A 17,247-nucleotide genomic window follows, 5' to 3' on the forward strand; every position below is an offset into this window, starting at 1 on the left:
TTAGATATTAAAAGAGTGATGAGTGATTAAAGTTTTTCAAAATGGGGTTTTATGGTGAATAAGTAAAAAAAATTAGCCTTCATTTTGATTTGTAACTTTAACAGCCATTTCTTTAGCGTCATTTTTATGTAAATGCTCTAAGCCATTTATCACCCCTGTGATGTTTTCTACAGTTTTATTTTGGCTTAGTTTAAATTGGGCTTGTATCGAATCAATAGACAATCTAAAGCCAATAATACCGCGGCACATGGCATCGATATAAGTAGCTGGTGCGTCATCTAACGACCAAGGATTATTGTTTATTACTTCTTGCTGCGCCGTCATGGTAGCTAATATCCATTTAAGGGTATCAGTGTCTTCAAGCAGCTCAATTTTAGATTGAATATGGACGCTTTGATAGTTCCATGTCGGCACTTCTTTATGAGTTTTAGCTTTGCTAGGGTACCAGTTAGGGCTAATGTAGTGTCCAGAATCTTGAAAGATAATTAACCATGAGCTGTCTGCTAAAGCCTGTTGGTAAATAGGATTTTTGCGACCAAAATGACCGTAAAGATAGCCGTATTGAGAATTGATGTTTGCATCATCTTTATACCAAAATAACGGTATATGACAGGCTTCCATACCATCATTAGTTTGGGCAATCAAAGTTGCTAACGGATTAACGGCGATAAATTTAATAATATTGTCAAAATTGTCTTCGGCAAAAACAGTAGGGATATGCATCGCGTTCTCAATATTAGTAAGCGGCCAATCCTAGTGGGGTAGGCCGCTTAAAATATGTTGTCATCATTATGGTTAAAAAACCATTTTTGAGATTACTTTAAAAATAATTGATAACCGACATTGTCAGTGATGGAAGTACAATCATAGCCAATATCAAGTAAGGCATCTTGCAGTAAACGTGAGTTGCTTTCAGAGGCTTGTAGACCCACTAACACGCGTCCTTCAGCAGCGCCATGGTTGCGATAATGGAACAAGGTAATATTAAAATCGTCACCCAGCTTTTCTAAGAAGGTCAATAGCGCACCCGGACGCTCAGGAAAGGTAACTTTTAATAATTGCTCATTTGTGACGTGGGCGTGACCACCAATCAAATGACGGATATGCGATTTAGCGATATCATCGTCAGTCAAGTCATGCGCCGTATAACCATCTGCTGCCAATTGCGTACGGATAGTTTGACGCTCTTTATCACCTTCTTTTAGGGCAATTCCGACGAATATGGCTGCAGGCTCCATCGAGTCTGGTGATTTTTTGCTATCGGCACGGTAGTTAAACTCGGTGATATTACGTCCATGTAAGCTACGGCAGAAGTTTAAGAATGCCCCAGTCTGCTCAGGGATGGTCACGCCAAAGATGGCTTCCTTTTTCTCCCCTATCTCAGTACGCTCAGCGATATAGCGCAGACGGTCAAAGTTCATATTGGCACCGCAGATGATGCTTACGCAGTTTTTGCCTTGTAGATTATGAGCTTCGATATATTTTTTCATGCCCGCAACGGGTAACGCGCCAGCAGGCTCAACGATGCTACGGTTTTCTTCAAAGATGTCTTTGACCGCCGCACAGACTTCATCATTGGTACAAGTGACAACGTCAGGCTCGACCAAAGGCCCTGAGTTATCGCTTTTTTGCATACGGACGATATCAAAAGGCAATTCACCAATTTGCGCGACTGCCACACCATCGACGAACAGTCCTACTTGCTCAAGTTTTACGCGTTCGCCAGTCTCTAACGCCGCTTTTAGGCAGGCCGATTGTTCTGCTTCTACAGCGATGACTTTAACGTGCGGGGCAACTTCACCTAGGAAGGCTGCGACACCTGAGACCAAACCACCACCACCAACGGCAACGAAAACATAATCCATGTTGCGCCACTGCTGGGTTAGCTCAAGTCCAATAGTGCCTTGTCCAGCGATAACCAATTCATCATCGTAAGGAGGAATGAAGGTTAAGCCTTCACGCTCAGCACGATCAATCGCATAGCGGTTGGCTTGATCGAAGCTATCACCATGCAGATCAACGTTGCCACCAAGCGCTCTGACGGCATCTACCTTGATATCAGGGGTAGTGGTTGGCATAACGATGATATTATTAAGCGATAACTTGCGTGCCGAGTAAGCCACGCCTTGCGCATGGTTACCTGCCGACGCACAAATCACGCCGCGCGCTTTTTGTTCATCGCTCAATTGGCTGATGCGGTTATAAGCACCGCGCAATTTAAAGGATTTGACTGGTTGCAGGTCTTCGCGTTTAAATCGAATATCATTAGCAAAACGTTGGGTCAGCTTGGGTGCCGCTTCAAGTGGCGTTTGAATAGCAACGTCATAGACAGTGGCTTGTAAGATGGCGCGTACCCAATGTGACAGCATAATGATCCCTAAAAAATGAATATAAAAACGAAATAGATTAGCCTATGCTGATTTTGATTATCATGCAAGGCCCTATTGCAGTTTTTATAGCAGTTTTACTGCACTGATGGTTTTTAAGTAAAAAAACAGCCTTCTTATAGGGTAGTGAATTCAAAAGTATTGAATTATTTCCATATGTCTGTATTATTGGACATATGGAAATAACAAATGCTATCGCAAGCTTCGCTGCGCTGTCTCAAGATACTCGTCTCAAAGCCTTTAGGTTACTTGTCAGTCAAGAGCCTGAGGGCTTGCCTGCGGGTGAGATAGCCCGTCAGCTGTCTGTGCCGCATAACACTATGTCGGCGCATTTATCGGTGCTGGCACGAGCAGGGTGGGTAGTGTCAAAACGCCAAAGTCGGCAAATAATCTATCGCGCCTCGTTGTCGCATATGGAGGCGGTCGTGCAGTTTTTATTGCAAGACTGCTGTGCGGGACATCCAGAGCTGTGTGCCTCGCTCATGGAAATTTTGAGTGGATGTGAGACTGCTAAACTTAATAATAAAGACAATCTGTAAAGTAAGCGCTAAGCCGATAGCTGACTCAATAACTATCTCTTAACTAATAGAAGTAGTAGAACTAATAGATTCTTAATAAACGTTTTCTGAACAAATATATTATTAATAACCATACCCATAAAATAGGTGAGATTGCTATGAAACCATTAATTTTTCATAATCCTAACTGCGGTACTTCTCGCAATACGTTAGCCATCATGAAGGCATCAGGCGAGCAGCCAAAAGTAGTGGAGTATCTGAAAAACCCGCCAACCCGTGATTACTTGGTTGAGCTATTGGCAAAAATGAACCTCTCGCCAAGAGAGTTGCTACGTAGTAAAGAAGCCATCAATGATGAGCTGGGCTTAGACAATCCTGAGTTATCTGATGACGACATTATCGATGCGATGATGGCCCATCCTATCTTAATTAACCGTCCTATCGTGGTCACGGATAAAGGCGCAGCGTTATGCCGACCTTCAGAGCGAGTGTTTGAATTGTTAGAAAACCCAGTGAGCAGCTTTACTAAAGAGGATGGAGAGGTTCTACATCATGGTAAAGGTTAATACAGGGCAATCTGACATACACGATTTATCCAATCTAGATGGCTTATTCAATCTAGATGACTTGCCCAATATTGATGCCAGTCAATTACAACCGATTGATATTGAGTCATTGATTGCGCCAAATGATCCGCGTCATCCGCCTAAAATACTAGTGCTATACGGGTCATTACGTGAGCGCTCGTTTTCGCGGCTGGCGGCTGAAGAGGCAAGCCGTCTATTACGTTGGTATGGCTGCGAGGTACGGATGTTTAATCCATCGGGTCTACCGCTGCCAGATGATGCTGATATCAATCATCCAAAGGTACAAGAGCTGCGCGAGCTGGCGCAGTGGTCAGAGGGTATGCTGTGGGCGAGTCCAGAGCGTCACGGTAGTATGACTAGCATTATGAAAGCACAAATCGATTGGATACCACTCGCACTGGGCGGCGTACGTCCAACCCAAGGCAAAACCTTAGCGGTGATGCAAGTGAGCGGTGGCAGCCAAAGCTTTAATACCGTCAATCAGCTGCGTATTCTTGGGCGCTGGATGCGCATGATTACTATCCCGAATCAATCGTCTATCCCTAAGGCCTTTTTAGAGTTTAATGACGATAATCGCATGGACAAGTCGCCCTTATATCTGCGTCTCGTTGATGTCTGTGAAGAGCTGGTAAAGTTTACTTGGCTCACTCGTGGACGTTCAGCCTATTTGACAGATAGGTACTCTGAGCGGGTGGAAAGTGCTGAAGCAGTGTCGCAACGTGTCAATCAAAAGTCGATTTAGTCTTTTATATAGTTGACCCACTTTAAAAACGATACAGTACGGTTGGGATGAATTTTGTGCAGCATCGAAAGATAACAGCACGCAAGGAAAATTTATCCCAACTGCACGATAACATCAGCGTATCGATTTTATTTCGAACTGATTATAGATTCAATCGGCTAAACCAAATAGCTCAACAAAATCGGTTAAACCAATACGGTTAAAAAAGCCAGCTCAAATAAGGTTGCTCCATGCTCGCATTAATTATCTTTATCGTGACTTTGGTTTTGGTGATATGGCAGCCTAAAGGATTAGGCATTGGTTGGAGCGCGCTGGGTGGGGCTTTAATCGCCTTAGCTTTTGGCGTGGTGCAGTTATCCGATGTCGGTATTGTATGGGACATCGTCTGGGATGCAACCTTTACTTTTGTGGCGCTAATTATCATCTCGCTTATCTTAGATAGAGCGGGATTTTTTGGTTGGGCGGCGCTACATGTGGCCAGACTTGGCAATGGGCAGGGACGGTTGTTGTTTCCCATGATTGTGATACTGGGCGCATTTATCTCCGCGTTTTTTGCTAATGATGGTGCCGCGTTACTACTAACACCGATTGTCATCGCTATATTGCTACGTCTTAATTTTTCACCGCCATCTGCGTTGGCTTTTATCATAGCCACTGGCTTTATCGCTGATACCGCCAGCCTGCCGTTAGTGACTTCTAATCTGGTTAATATTGTTAGCGCCAATTATTTTGATATTGGCTTTGGACGTTATGCAGCAGTCATGGTGCCGGTAAATATTGTCTCTGTCATCGCGACATTAGCAGTGCTATGGGTGGTATATGCCCGCCAAATTCCAACACACTATTCTATTGCCAGTCTTAGTGCACCTGCATCCGCTATTGAAGATCCGATGGTGTTTAGGGCAGCTTTTCCGCTATTAGCATTATTAATGGTTACTTATTTCGCGACTGAATCACTAGGTATTCCTATTTCCCTCGTCACTGGCGCTGCTGCACTGCTGCTAATAGCTATTGCAGGGCGCTGTTGGCAAGGTGGTCGGGGTGCTATTGTTTCTGTATCTGATGTCGTACGTAAAGCGCCTTGGCAAATCGTGTTGTTTTCAATCGGTATGTACTTAGTCGTTTATGGCTTGGGTAACGCAGGATTAACGGCTTATGGTGCTCAAATACTTAACTGGTTAGGGCAGCAGGGCAATGTTATCGCTACAGTAGGGACTGGATTCCTTTCGGCTATCGTGGCTTCTATCATGAATAATATGCCATCGACCTTAGTGGGCGCACTGGCTATTGATAGTGCGCAAGTACCCGCAGCCACTCGTGAGCTGATGATTTATGCTAATGTGATTGGTAATGATTTGGGACCGAAATTTACGCCTATCGGTAGTCTGGCGACTTTATTGTGGCTCCATGTATTGGCAGAAAAAGACTATAAAATAAGCTGGGGGCAGTATATGAAAATCGGTCTGCTTATTACGCCGCCAGTATTACTAGTCACGCTGTTGGCCTTGGTGTTTTGGTTGCCTTATCTGTCTTCATTTTAAAAGTTGAGTAAATGACTTGCGATTAGTGTGGCTATTACGCTGACATATATCAAAGTCATCGGTTATAATAGCGGCGCATTTTACCTTTTTTACAATGATACGTTTATTCTGCCAAGGATTTATGATGAGTGATCAGCAAGTACAGAAACAAGCCGCAGCCAAAGCTGCTCTAAGCTATATCGAAGACGACATGATACTTGGAGTAGGCACAGGCAGTACGGTGAACTGTTTGATTGAATTGTTGCCGACCATCAAGCTTGCTGGCGCGGTTGCAAGCTCGCAGGTGACGGAAGACAAACTTCGTGCTTTTGGTATTGAAATCGTTGATTTGAACTTTGCTGGCACGCTAGATGTCTATATTGATGGTGCTGATGAAGTTAATGCCCATTTACAATTGATTAAAGGCGGTGGTGGTGCACTGACTCGTGAAAAAATCGTCGCTGCAGCGTCCAATAAGTTCATCTGTATGGTTGATGAGAGTAAGAGCGTTGAGATATTGGGTCGCGAGTTCCCCGTACCGATAGAAGTACTACCACAAGCGCGCTCGTATGTGGCACGTCAATTGGCTCGTCTAGGCGGTGATCCTGTTTACCGTGAAGACTTTGTGACTGATTATGGTAATGTAATTTTAGATACTTATGATTTGGATGTTAGTAATCCGATAGCGCTTGAGAAAGAGTTGAACAATATCGTTGGGGTCGTCTGTAATGGTATCTTTGCTGCCAACCAAGCCGATGTATTATTAAAAGCGGGCAGTACTGGCGTAACGACCTTTACCCGTTAAAGGGCTTGTTAACTGACTAATAATTGTTGGGCGACAATAAAAAGGCAGACCACAATAGATGTGATCTGCCTTTCTTATATGGTTTATTTTATAATTACTTCGGGCAGAGGTTTTTTATGCAGGTATAGTTAGCGAAAAGTAATATCAATAAATGACGCACTGCTGATATCAATTTTCTTTGCTTGCTGTGCCTGCGCAGACAGAGGCTACAAAAAATTGATATCAGCAATACCGTAGCGATTTTAGGATATTTTGACTATAGTTTAATCTTATCTTTTAATAAAAATTCCATCAGTGCTTTTTGGGCATGCAAGCGGTTTTCTGCTTCGTCCCACACTACTGAACGCGGGTCATCAAGCATATCGTGAGAAATCTCTTCACCGCGGTGCGCTGGCAAGCAGTGCATAAATACCACGTCAGGATCGGCTTTATCGAGTAGTGAAGGTGTCACTTGATAAGAGGCAAAACGGCGTGCACGAGTGTTTTGTTCAGACTCTTGCCCCATACTGGCCCAGACATCGGTGACAATCAAATGAGAGTCTTTCGCTGCCTCTTGAACGTCTTCCACAATACTAACGCAATGCGAGAAGCGTTTCATCAGTTCAGGGTCAGGCTCGAAGCCATAAGGCGCCGCTACACGTAACTCAAAGCCAAATTGATTGGCCGCTTGCATGTAAGAAGCACACATATTGTTGCCGTCACCAACCCACGTGACGATTTTATTTTCGATACTGCCGCGATGCTCATAATAGGTCTGCATATCAGCCAAGAGCTGGCAAGGATGAAAGTCATCGGTAAGGGCATTGATAATAGGCACGCTTGAGTATTCAGCAAAGGTTTCAACTTTCTCATGACCAAAGGTACGAATCATGATGATATCAACCATACTAGAGATAACGCGAGCTGAATCTTCTAATGGCTCACCGCGTCCTAGCTGGGTATCGTTGGGTGACAAAAAGATAGCACTACCGCCAAATTGCCCCATACCAGTCTCAAATGAGATGCGCGTACGAGTGGACGACTTCTCAAAGATCATGCCGAGCGTACGACCCACAAACGGTTGATATATCTCACCGGCGTGTTGCATCTTGCGCAACTCGCTGGCGCGTTTGATTAGGTTTTCTAGTTCTTGTTGGGTTAAATCAGATAAGGTCAAAAAATGGCGCAAACTCATAGTAATCCTAGCAGTCGATCGCGGTCAATGAAACGTCATCAGTCTGTAATAGCATTGCGTCAGTGCGTATGCTGGGGTGACAACAAACTTTTAGTATAGCGCAATTAGTCTTAATGTAAATGTCCAATTTTTCTGCGCCTAATATACCCATCATTCGAGTGTTAAGTTTATGGTTACCTTGCGATATTAAGCTTGTATACGGTTTGGCCTTAAGCTGAGACGGCATAATAGCTCGTAGCTAATGGTGCCAGCGTGGGCAGCGACTTCGTCAACGTGTGGCGCATCGCCCCAGAGTATGACCTTACTATTCAACGCGGTATCTTCTGGTACGCTACTGACATCAATGACGATCATATCCATGGCTACTCTTCCAAGTACCGCACATCGGTAGCTTTGATGATTTATGCTATCTATGACAGAGACGTAAGCGTCGTCGCTGACCACACGCGGATAGCCATCACCGTAGCCGATACTGACCAGTGCCGTTTTGGTGTCCTGTTGTGCGGTCCAGCGGCTACCATAACCAATGGCATCTCCTAGATCGACCGTCTGCAGTGCCATAATCTGGGCGCTAAACTCCATCGCTGGCTGCAAACCCAATTCTTGCGCATTTTTATCAATGACGGGGGCACTACCATATAAGATGATGCCGGGACGTACCCAGTCGTAATGGTGCTCTGAGAAATTGACGATACCGGCTGAATTGCATAAGGAACCTTTAATATCGGCGCTAATGGTTGCTTGCAACGTACTTAACACCTCCGAAAACCGCTGAATCTGTAGCACGTTTAATGGATGAGTGCGGTCATCGGCATTGGCAAAGTGAGTCGTTAAAATAAGCTGATAACCTGCTTTATGTAACTGTATAGCCGCTGCAATCACACCTTCTGCATTGAAGCCCAAGCGGTTCATACCAGTGTTGTATTTAATCCAAACTACTCTGGTTGCGCTATCAGCGGCTGGCATATTGTCCAACGCCCACTGCAACTGCTGGTTATGATGAATCACGCAGCTAATATCATGCTCAATCGCTTGTTGCCACTCATCAGCGGTAAAGGCACCTTCGATTAAACCAATGGTTTTATCCCAGCCCAATTGTCTGGCTTCCAGCGCCTCAGTTAAGGTTGCAACGCCGATACCATCAGCTTGTGATAATGCGGGCAGTACCGCTGCGATTCCGTGCCCATAAGCATTGGACTTGACCATAGCGAGGACTTTAGACTGGGGTGCCAGTTTTTTAACTTGGTTAAGATTATGAGTGATGGCTTTTGGTTTAATAGTAATGGTGCGCATAATCGGCTTCTTTATCAGCAAAGTTATAAAGCCAGTGAAACATCGATCAACTGATGAATCACTGGCCTTTTTATTAATCGTTATTTATTGATGGATACTTATTCATCATTTTCGAAACTCGCGTTTTGATAGTATTCTGGCGTCAGGTTAATAAAGCGGGTAAATTGCCCTTCAAAGCCCAAACGTAGGGTACCGATAGGGCCGTTACGCTGTTTACCAATGATGATTTCAGCCACGCCTTTGTGATCTGAGTTTTCATTATAAACCTCATCGCGATAGATAAACATAATCAAATCGGCATCCTGCTCAATCGCGCCCGATTCGCGCAAATCCGACATGATAGGGCGCTTATTGGGGCGGTTTTCTAGACTGCGGTTAAGCTGTGATAAGGCGATGACGGGGCATTCAAGCTCACGTGCTAGCGCCTTGAGACTCCGTGAAATCTCAGAGATTTCCCCAACACGGTTGCCATCAAGATTAGGGACTTTCATCAACTGTAAGTAATCGACGACGATAGCGCCAAGTTTGCCATCATGGTTTTTTGCAATACGGCGGCAGCGTGAACGCATCTCAGATGGTGGCAAAGCAGTACTATCATCAATATAAAGGTGCTTAGATTGCAAGTGTTGAATGGCATTCATCATTTTTGCCCATTCATCTTCATTCATTTGCCCAGAACGGAGATGCGTCTGATTAATCGCGCCCCATGAGGACAGCAAACGCATGACGATAGACTCTGCGGGCATTTCCATCGAAAATACCACCACGGGCAAATCTTCATTAAATAAAATCCCTTCTGCCAAGTTCATGGCAAAGGTGGTTTTACCCATAGAAGGACGCGCCGCTACGATGATTAAGTCACCTGCTTGCAAGCCTTGCGTTTTGTTATTCAACTCCGCAAATGGCGTTTGTAGACCAATCATGCCGTCTGGATTGGACTTTAGCTCTTGAATTTTATCAATAACGTTGGTCAAAACCGCGGTAATGCCGACGGGTCCACGCTGCTCAGCGCGTTTGTTATGCTGCTCATTGATACTGAATATCTTGCCCTCGACGCTGTCCAAAATATCACTGACGGTTTGGTCTTTGGGATTATAGGCCAGCGTTAGCATCTCGTTGCCAGTCGTGATCAATTGGCGTAGGGTAGACAGCTCACGTACGCGCTGGGCGTAGGCGGTCAGGTTGAATAAGGTGGCAGGGCTTTGGCTCAAGATGTCGGCCAAATAACTGTCACCGCCCGCACTTTTTAGCAGTTTCTGTGCTTCTAGCCAATCATGAACCATGACCGTATCGTAAGGCTCGTTGACCGCCGCTAGATGAGCAATGGCATCAAAAATATACTGGTGCCGCCCCGCATAAAAATCGTCTTTGGTGACGATATCTGCAATCTTGTCATACGCCTCTTCGATACTCATCAAAGACGCGAGCAAGGCCTTTTCAATATCAATATTGTGCGGCGGTGTCTGATTGAGTAAGTCGTCGGTTTTTTCTTTATCTGCCATGAGTGCCTAATATGTCAAAAGTCGTATAAAAAAGGGTGTGAAAAGTGTTTAATATAAATGCTTATTTTAGCAATGATACAGCAAAGCAAGCGCGCTGCACTTCTACGACAGTAGTACCAAAAGGTGGTCTCAGCGTTTGCTTAAAAATGTTAAAATGAGAAACGAAAGTTTAACACATAATGCACTTTTTTCAGACGCTATAAACAACTATCTAACCTAAATCAGGGTTGTAATACGTAAAGAAATCGTTTATACAATGTGAATATAAATATTTTTTCTAACAATAAAAATAATAATTAAATCAAATACTTATTTTGAATATAAAGGGGTTGCTATTATGCAAGATACACAAAAAAAACTGCCATTATTAATCACAACCGGTGAACCGGCAGGCATTGGTATGGATGTGGTACTGCTATTAGCGGCTGCGGGCAAGTTGCAAGATTTTGAACGTCCAATATGGGTCACGGCAGATAGCACCGCTATACAAACGCGGGCAAACGAGCTTGTGGTGGCTGGTGTGCTCGAAAGCTGTCCTGCTTGGCAAATACTGGATGTAAATATAGAAGCTGATGATTTTTTAAGTCAACTATCACAGCAAACTATGGATAGCGATAGTGCTTTTATCCTGCTGAATACGCCTTGTGCTGCGCCAGTCGTTCGTGGAAAAATCGACATTAACAATTCAGCGATGGTTGCCAAGCAATTAGCAATTGCCCATCAGATGGCAACCAACCAAACAGTCGCTGCTATCGTCACAGGGCCATTGCAAAAATCAGCGTTGATAGATGCTGGTATAAAGTTGCTCGATGGCACGATGTTTAGTGGTCATACTGAATTTTTTATGCAGCAAAGTGGCTGTGAGAAAGTCGTGATGATGCTCGCTAATCAAGCGATGAAAGTGGCGCTCGTCACCACACATTTAGCATTAAAGGATATTCCTGCCGCCATTACCGCTGAGAATGTGCGGCAAACGGTACAAATTGTCATTGATGATATGCGCGAGAAATTCGGCTTAACGCAGCCGCGTATTTTGGTCTGCGGTCTTAACCCACATGCAGGCGAGGGCGGGCATTTGGGCGTCGAGGAGATTGAGATTATCAATCCCGTATTGCATGAGTTTATCGATGCGGGCGTCGATATATCAGAGGCAATGCCAGCGGATACCTTGTTTACACCAAGACATTTGGCAAATTGCGATGCGGTGATTGCGATGTATCATGACCAAGGTTTGCCGGTGCTCAAATCGCACGGCTTTGGCGATACGGTCAATCTAACCTTGGGTTTGCCTTATATCCGTACTTCTGTCGATCATGGTACGGCGCTTGATTTAGCAGGCTGCGGCGGTGCGAGTGCGACCAGCTTATATCAAGCGTTGAATATGGCTAATGAAATGGCAGACAAATCGCTTATTAATAGACCTCTGGCATAAGTCGGTGCCTTAGCGAGATTTATCGCGCAGTATTTATTGGTTAGCTTTATCGTAAATAATGACTATTTATAAATCATTGAACATACCCTGATATAAGTGGTTCCATTATACAAAAATTCTATTACTCGTCATCCAAGCAAACAACATGGAGAAAGTTTTGGTGATTAGATTACTTATACTACTTTTGTTTCTTTGCTTAGCATCAGCTTGTAGTAGTGAAGTAAAACAACCATTCAGTTTGGATTACCTATACAGTGCAGATCCTACAGCTGATGCTCTGAAAGCTATTTCGAAGGGTGATTTACACGTTTATGCCACTTACAGTGGTGGTCCCTACACTCCCGAAATAAAGCGAGGGTGCGTTAGCGATGAAAATATTGTTCCAATAAGAGGAACGTCACATGGATATGAAACTTATAAGCAGCATCAATTCAATACTTCAGCGGATTTATACGCTAAATATTATAATTTTCAAATTAAAGCTTATCTCATTAGAAACGGAGATAAATGTTTGAGCTGGACAGACTAAGGTTAATGAGATCATCCCATATTCTGTGTAACAGCCATTTAGATTAAATGCTTACTAATACGCTCATCAAATATAATCACTCTTATATGAATAAGGGCGGTTGTTTAGTGAGGACTTGAACTTTATCCTGTAGACTAATAGTATCAATGGTTTAAGAACAAAAAAGGCTCTGCGTCGGTTGCGCTAATGTATGAGCAGTTTACCGATAAAATTTCTCAAAAATACAGCAAATTTATGAGCTGTGCTATAATTTGTCATTATAAAGCCAATATATCACTGGCATCGACTTATCGACCCTTTTTTTTACCTATTAAGACTTTTTTATGTCCAAGACTCCGTTTGATGCTCAAACTATTTCCAACAGCTTAAAAGCTGCCAAACACCAACCGCGTAAACGCTTTGGTCAAAACTTCTTACATGACCGTAGTGTTATCCGTGAGATTGTTGAGAGCATTCGTCTAGAGCGTGATGATAATTTAATCGAGATTGGGCCAGGAATGGGTGCGCTGACTGAGCCATTATTGGCAGAAGTCGATGCGATGACCGTGGTAGAGCTGGATCGTGATTTGGCCGATAGCCTTCGTATCCGTATCGGTGCCAATAGCCATCCAAATTTTACGATCATCAAAGACAATGCCATGCACGTTGATTATCGTGAGCTCTATAGCCCTGAGCGTGGCAAACTACGTGTGGTGGGTAATTTACCGTATAACATCTCTACACCGATACTTTTTCATCTGCTCAGTTATGCTGATGTGATTCAAGACATGCACTTTATGTTGCAAAAAGAAGTGGTCGAACGTATCACCGCTGATGTCGGCAGCAAAACCTATGGTCGCTTGTCGGTCATCATGCAATATCACTGTGATACCGACTATCTATTGACTGTGCCACGTGGCGCATTTAATCCACCACCAAAGGTCACCAGCGCAGTCTTTCGCCTGACCCCGCATATCAATAAGCCAATAGTGGCAGAAGACGAAGAGTATTTCGCCGTTGTCGTGCGCGAAACCTTTAATCATCGTCGTAAGACACTACGTGCTATTTTTAAGAAGTCTACCTTGTTGCCGACATTGAGCGAAGAAGACTTTGCTACTTGCGCTATTGATCCACAAGCGCGTCCCGAGACCTTGAGCGTAAAAGACTTTGTCAATTTGAGCAATCAGGCGCGCAAAATAGAGGTTTAATTCATCATTCAAAAATATTTATTTAGAAATAAAAAAAGTCATTAGATAGAGATATGAGGGTTTATGAGCTTTCGCCACCAGTACGTCATCGGTGATCTGCAAGGTTGTTATGGGGCGTACCTTAATCTACTCGACACATTAGATTTTGACTCTGCGCAGGATAAGTTGTGGTTTGCAGGTGACTTGGTGGCACGCGGCGAAGACTCGTTGAATACCTTGCGTCATGTAAAGGCGCTTTGTGAGCAAGGCGCAGCAGCGACAGTACTAGGTAATCACGATATTAATTTGATCGCTGTTTGGCGCGGCGCTGCAAAGCTCAAGAAAAAAGACAAAACAGCTCCTATTTTTGCCGCCGATGATTGTGATGAGTTGTTAAACTGGCTACGCCATCAGCCAGTATTGGCTTATCCTGATGAGCAGACGGTATTGGTACATGCTGGTATACCGCCGCATTGGACTATTGAAGCAGCCGCAGACTATGCCCAGCAGTTAGAGGCGCAACTGCGAGGCAGCTTAAAACAGCTTGATCGATTGTTGCCGAACTTATATAGCAAGACCGCTGATGAGTGGCATTCAGACATTGATGGCTTTACCAAGATGCGGGCGATTGCAAATTACTTTACGCGTATGCGTTTGTGCAAGCAGGATGGTTTGCTCGAGTTTAGCTTTACAGCAAGTTTAGATGACTCGATGCCAAAAGACTTTTTGCCATGGTTTGAGTGGCAAGTACCGCGCACGCGTAAGATATTATTTGGTCATTGGGCGGCATTAAAAGGTGAGGTCGATTTACCACATGCCCGCGCCTTGGACGGTGGCTGCGTCTGGGGTAATTACTTATTGGCTTATCGATTGGGCGATGAAGATGTCATTACCTCAAGTGCCCATTGTCATCCGCCATAACGGCTGGATTTGCTAGCCATAGCTGTAGAAACAGTTGGCTGTAACTGTTTCTATAAAAAAATCATCTGCTAGACAATAAAAGAAGCGATTATATAAGCCACCAAAACTGCCGATTTAACTGGGCAACTTAGGTGGCTTTTTCGGTTTTGGCAGTGGGGTTTTGGCATCGCCTGCGTTTTTGCTATCAGAGTCAGCATTCCCTGTCTCATCACTACTCACTTCATCGCTGTTAGCCGCCAGGCTATCAAGGGTTTTCGTAGTTTTATCATATTGAATATCATCGGTGTATGGCACACTATTGAGATCGTCATCCAGCAGACCATCATCGAGATCTACTATTTTTTTGGCCATGGTTTGATTCGCGGTGTTGTGCGCTTCACGATTACCCGTCGTAGGATCAAAGTTATTGTCAGCTGTCTGATTGTCGTATTGTATGTCGGTCACTGCTGGATCATTTTGCATATTGCCTTGCATTGATTTGGGTAGTATTTTTACGTCCGATAAACGTCGTACCACATAATTACTGGGTAAGGGCTTGCCGCCTTTTTGCGCTGAGGTATCGTCAAAAATCATGCGACCTTGGCTATCGATACGCGCATATTTCATGGGTTTATCACGTGGCCAAAAGAAGTCAGATGGATGACTGATAATGTGACCAAACACCAGTTTGGTCAGGCGACCCCATTCAAAGAAGCGCACTTCTTTTGAGCGTAGCGCCACGAACAAGGCGAGGGAGAAGCTGACCATTAAGTTGACGATACCGATAAGGGCGACACCAAGAATGGACAGTAAGATGACGTTCCAGCTGATTTGATCGGCAGGCATGTTGAATAACCCATGTGCCAAGTTGGCTGAGGCAAAGGCAATATGGCGAATATCAATGGGTAAGCCAAAGATAAAACCAATAGTGGCGGTGCTACCTAAAAATACGCCGAATAAGAAGTTGCCCATGATGGCACCCAAATTGGCTTCTACAAAGCCGCCTAAACGCTGTAACCATGATTTGGGAAGCAGGAACTTTAGCAACTTATGGCGCTGTATACGGGCGCCAACATGATTATAAACCGCTAAATTATCGTAATAGCCAGCGATCAAACCCGATAAAAATAAATACACACCAGCGATAGCAGCATGGGGCAGGGCGAGCGAGCGAAAAGGGTCGAGATCATGGAGGAGATGGCCCGCCTTCTCGGTATCAATCATCGGTGTGCCCGTATATTGCAGCCAAGCAAAAGAGATGATAAGGGCAACGGGTATCGCCACCATCACATTACCCATAATAGCGATAAATTGGGTACGCAAAATATCAACGACCAATTCTGACAGCTTGGTCAGCTGTCGAGATTTTTTACCAGAGCCGTCTGATATGGTGGAGGCAATAGCCGCCGCTGTCATGGCAGGCTGCTTGGTGGCGACCGTACCGCGAATGACATGAATAAAAACAAAGCCCAAACCATAAATCATACTATTAATAAATGCCCGACCCATCGGTGCGAGGGCCAAATGATAAGCCAGTATCTTGGTGGTCGCCATAAAAGCAATGATAAAGCCCCCAATTGAGGCTTTTTTGAACATTTCCTGATAACCGGCCTTATCAGTACTAATGTAATGCTCACCGACGCGGCTTGCATTTTCTGTCACTTTTCGCGAGAGTAACTTGGTATTATTATCGATCAAATAACCGATACTATAGCGACGATTGGCGGTGGTAATCAGCGTTTGGATGAGTTCAATGACGGCAAGATCACGCTTGTTATAATCATCAGTCACCAGCTCAGTCAAGATACGCATACGCTGCAAGCTTTGGTCTAGACGTAGCATCATATTGGTCAGACGAATAGAAATACCCGTCTTATAAATACGTTTACGCACCGTGGCAACGATGTCTTCGCACTGCTCAATCATGACGAGCAACGGCGCTGGATCGACCGCTTTTTCGGGGGTAATATCAGTCAAGGTATCAAGCTCATGCGCCTGTCTATATTGATTGACGAACAGTACTGCTTCTTGATTTTGTGCTACAAAAGACGCTGAGTAGTTTAATATTTGGGGGTAAGATTCCATCAAATCAGGGTGCAGACCGATACCACTGATGCGATAAGACAAAATGATAATCGCGTTTAAAATACTATTTTTCGCCGTAGCGACCAGATCTAAATGCGCTTCTTCGACTCTGATTAATTCAACCAGCTCATCCCACTTTTCTTTGTCGATATTGGCCAACCAGCGCTCGTCAGAGCGCTTATCAAATAAATAACCAACCAGCTCAACAACGGAGTCCTCTTGCGGCAGTAATGGCAAAAAGCGATGACCGACTAAACGCCGCAAACTGTTAAAAAATCCTTGATCCGACATGATGCCCGTGTCGGTATAGAGCGCAATTTGCCGGTATTGGATAATGAGTTTTAGTACAAAGCTTGCCAGCCCGTCTCCATATTCTGGATGATGGCGTAAGATATCAATCAAATCCTGAATGTTTTCATTGGCGAGCGCAGGCTCTTTATCGCTCACCCGTAGCTCATCTATTAAGCGTTTTAGTACCGCAGGATCGGGTACATCACTTAGCGCCGTAATCTGCTGTAAAATGCGTTTTAATTCTGGCACGTCGCATCCTCTATCATGGTGGTTTTAGCCGTTTTTATTGTTAGGTTTCGAATATTTTTTTTGTTAG

General features: G+C 44.3%; 15 protein-coding genes. 9 read left to right on the forward strand and 6 right to left on the reverse strand.

Annotation, left to right across the window (positions count from 1 at the left end; genetic code table 11):
* Positions 1 to 72 precede the first annotated feature (72 nt).
* Together AAEY79_RS02455 and ilvA are read right to left on the reverse strand one after the other, a co-directional pair.
* On the reverse strand, positions 73 to 723 hold the full coding sequence (locus AAEY79_RS02455; protein ID WP_101212642.1) for an FMN-binding negative transcriptional regulator: 651 nt from the start codon (positions 721 to 723) through the stop codon (positions 73 to 75).
* A 92-nt stretch (positions 724 to 815) separates the two neighbouring features.
* Positions 816 to 2,369 (reverse strand): threonine ammonia-lyase, biosynthetic, encoded by a 1,554-nt coding sequence (gene ilvA / locus AAEY79_RS02460; RefSeq protein ID WP_201566430.1) that lies wholly within the window; start codon positions 2,367 to 2,369, stop codon positions 816 to 818.
* Positions 2,370 to 2,563: 194 nt separating this feature from the next.
* On the opposite strand from ilvA, the gene AAEY79_RS02465 reads away from it, so the two are divergent.
* The 5 genes from AAEY79_RS02465 (at position 2,564) to rpiA (ending at position 6,559) form a co-directional block, all read left to right on the forward strand.
* On the forward strand, positions 2,564 to 2,926 hold the full coding sequence (locus tag AAEY79_RS02465) for a helix-turn-helix transcriptional regulator (RefSeq protein ID WP_101212640.1): 363 nt from the start codon (positions 2,564 to 2,566) through the stop codon (positions 2,924 to 2,926).
* Positions 2,927 to 3,063: 137 nt separating this feature from the next.
* On the forward strand, positions 3,064 to 3,471 hold the full coding sequence (gene arsC / locus AAEY79_RS02470) for an arsenate reductase (glutaredoxin) (protein ID WP_101212639.1): 408 nt from the start codon (positions 3,064 to 3,066) through the stop codon (positions 3,469 to 3,471).
* Positions 3,458 to 4,234, forward strand: a complete 777-nt coding sequence (gene arsH, locus AAEY79_RS02475; protein WP_101212638.1) for an arsenical resistance protein ArsH — start codon at positions 3,458 to 3,460, stop codon at positions 4,232 to 4,234. Before arsC ends, arsH begins: the two co-directional genes overlap by 14 nt.
* Before the next feature lie 230 nt (positions 4,235 to 4,464).
* The gene (locus AAEY79_RS02480; protein WP_101212637.1) at positions 4,465 to 5,775 is read left to right on the forward strand and encodes an arsenic transporter; all 1,311 of its coding nucleotides are present in this window, start codon (positions 4,465 to 4,467) and stop codon (positions 5,773 to 5,775) included.
* A 124-nt stretch (positions 5,776 to 5,899) separates the two neighbouring features.
* Positions 5,900 to 6,559: a ribose-5-phosphate isomerase RpiA gene (gene rpiA, locus AAEY79_RS02485; RefSeq protein WP_101212635.1), complete on the forward strand. Its 660-nt coding sequence runs from the start codon at positions 5,900 to 5,902 to the stop codon at positions 6,557 to 6,559.
* 256 nt (positions 6,560 to 6,815) lie between these two features.
* On the opposite strand, the gene argF is transcribed toward rpiA, so the two are convergent.
* The 3 genes from argF to dnaB form a co-directional block, all read right to left on the reverse strand.
* Positions 6,816 to 7,733, reverse strand: a complete 918-nt coding sequence (gene argF, locus AAEY79_RS02490; protein ID WP_101212634.1) for an ornithine carbamoyltransferase — start codon at positions 7,731 to 7,733, stop codon at positions 6,816 to 6,818.
* 186 nt (positions 7,734 to 7,919) lie between these two features.
* A complete protein-coding gene (gene alr / locus AAEY79_RS02495) occupies positions 7,920 to 9,026 on the reverse strand; it encodes an alanine racemase (protein ID WP_101212633.1) in 1,107 nt (368 codons plus the stop codon).
* Between the two features lie 98 nt (positions 9,027 to 9,124).
* The gene (gene dnaB, locus AAEY79_RS02500; protein ID WP_025651208.1) at positions 9,125 to 10,528 is read right to left on the reverse strand and encodes a replicative DNA helicase; all 1,404 of its coding nucleotides are present in this window, start codon (positions 10,526 to 10,528) and stop codon (positions 9,125 to 9,127) included.
* Positions 10,529 to 10,865: 337 nt separating this feature from the next.
* On the opposite strand from dnaB, the gene pdxA reads away from it, so the two are divergent.
* The 4 genes from pdxA (at position 10,866) to AAEY79_RS02520 (ending at position 14,576) form a co-directional block, all read left to right on the forward strand.
* Entirely contained in the window at positions 10,866 to 11,960 is a 1,095-nt protein-coding gene (gene pdxA / locus AAEY79_RS02505; protein ID WP_101212632.1) for a 4-hydroxythreonine-4-phosphate dehydrogenase PdxA, read from the forward strand.
* A 145-nt stretch (positions 11,961 to 12,105) separates the two neighbouring features.
* Complete coding sequence (locus tag AAEY79_RS02510) at positions 12,106 to 12,489, forward strand: hypothetical protein (protein ID WP_101212631.1); 384 nt, start codon at positions 12,106 to 12,108, stop codon at positions 12,487 to 12,489.
* 323 nt (positions 12,490 to 12,812) lie between these two features.
* Positions 12,813 to 13,676, forward strand: coding sequence for a 16S rRNA (adenine(1518)-N(6)/adenine(1519)-N(6))-dimethyltransferase RsmA (gene rsmA / locus AAEY79_RS02515; RefSeq protein WP_101212630.1), 864 nt, complete (start codon positions 12,813 to 12,815; stop codon positions 13,674 to 13,676).
* Between the two features lie 63 nt (positions 13,677 to 13,739).
* Positions 13,740 to 14,576 carry a symmetrical bis(5'-nucleosyl)-tetraphosphatase gene (locus AAEY79_RS02520; protein WP_101212628.1) on the forward strand — a complete coding sequence of 279 codons (837 nt, stop codon included), beginning with the start codon at positions 13,740 to 13,742 and terminating at the stop codon, positions 14,574 to 14,576.
* A gap of 114 nt (positions 14,577 to 14,690) precedes the next feature.
* Here the strand turns inward: AAEY79_RS02520 and AAEY79_RS02525 are convergent, their stop codons facing one another.
* Complete coding sequence (locus tag AAEY79_RS02525) at positions 14,691 to 17,180, reverse strand: site-specific recombinase (protein WP_101212627.1); 2,490 nt, start codon at positions 17,178 to 17,180, stop codon at positions 14,691 to 14,693.
* Positions 17,181 to 17,247 lie beyond the last annotated feature (67 nt).

It is taken from the genome of Psychrobacter sp. GW64-MNA-CIBAN-0177 (genome assembly GCF_040309585.1).
Lineage (GTDB): Bacteria > Pseudomonadota > Gammaproteobacteria > Pseudomonadales > Moraxellaceae > Psychrobacter > Psychrobacter okhotskensis.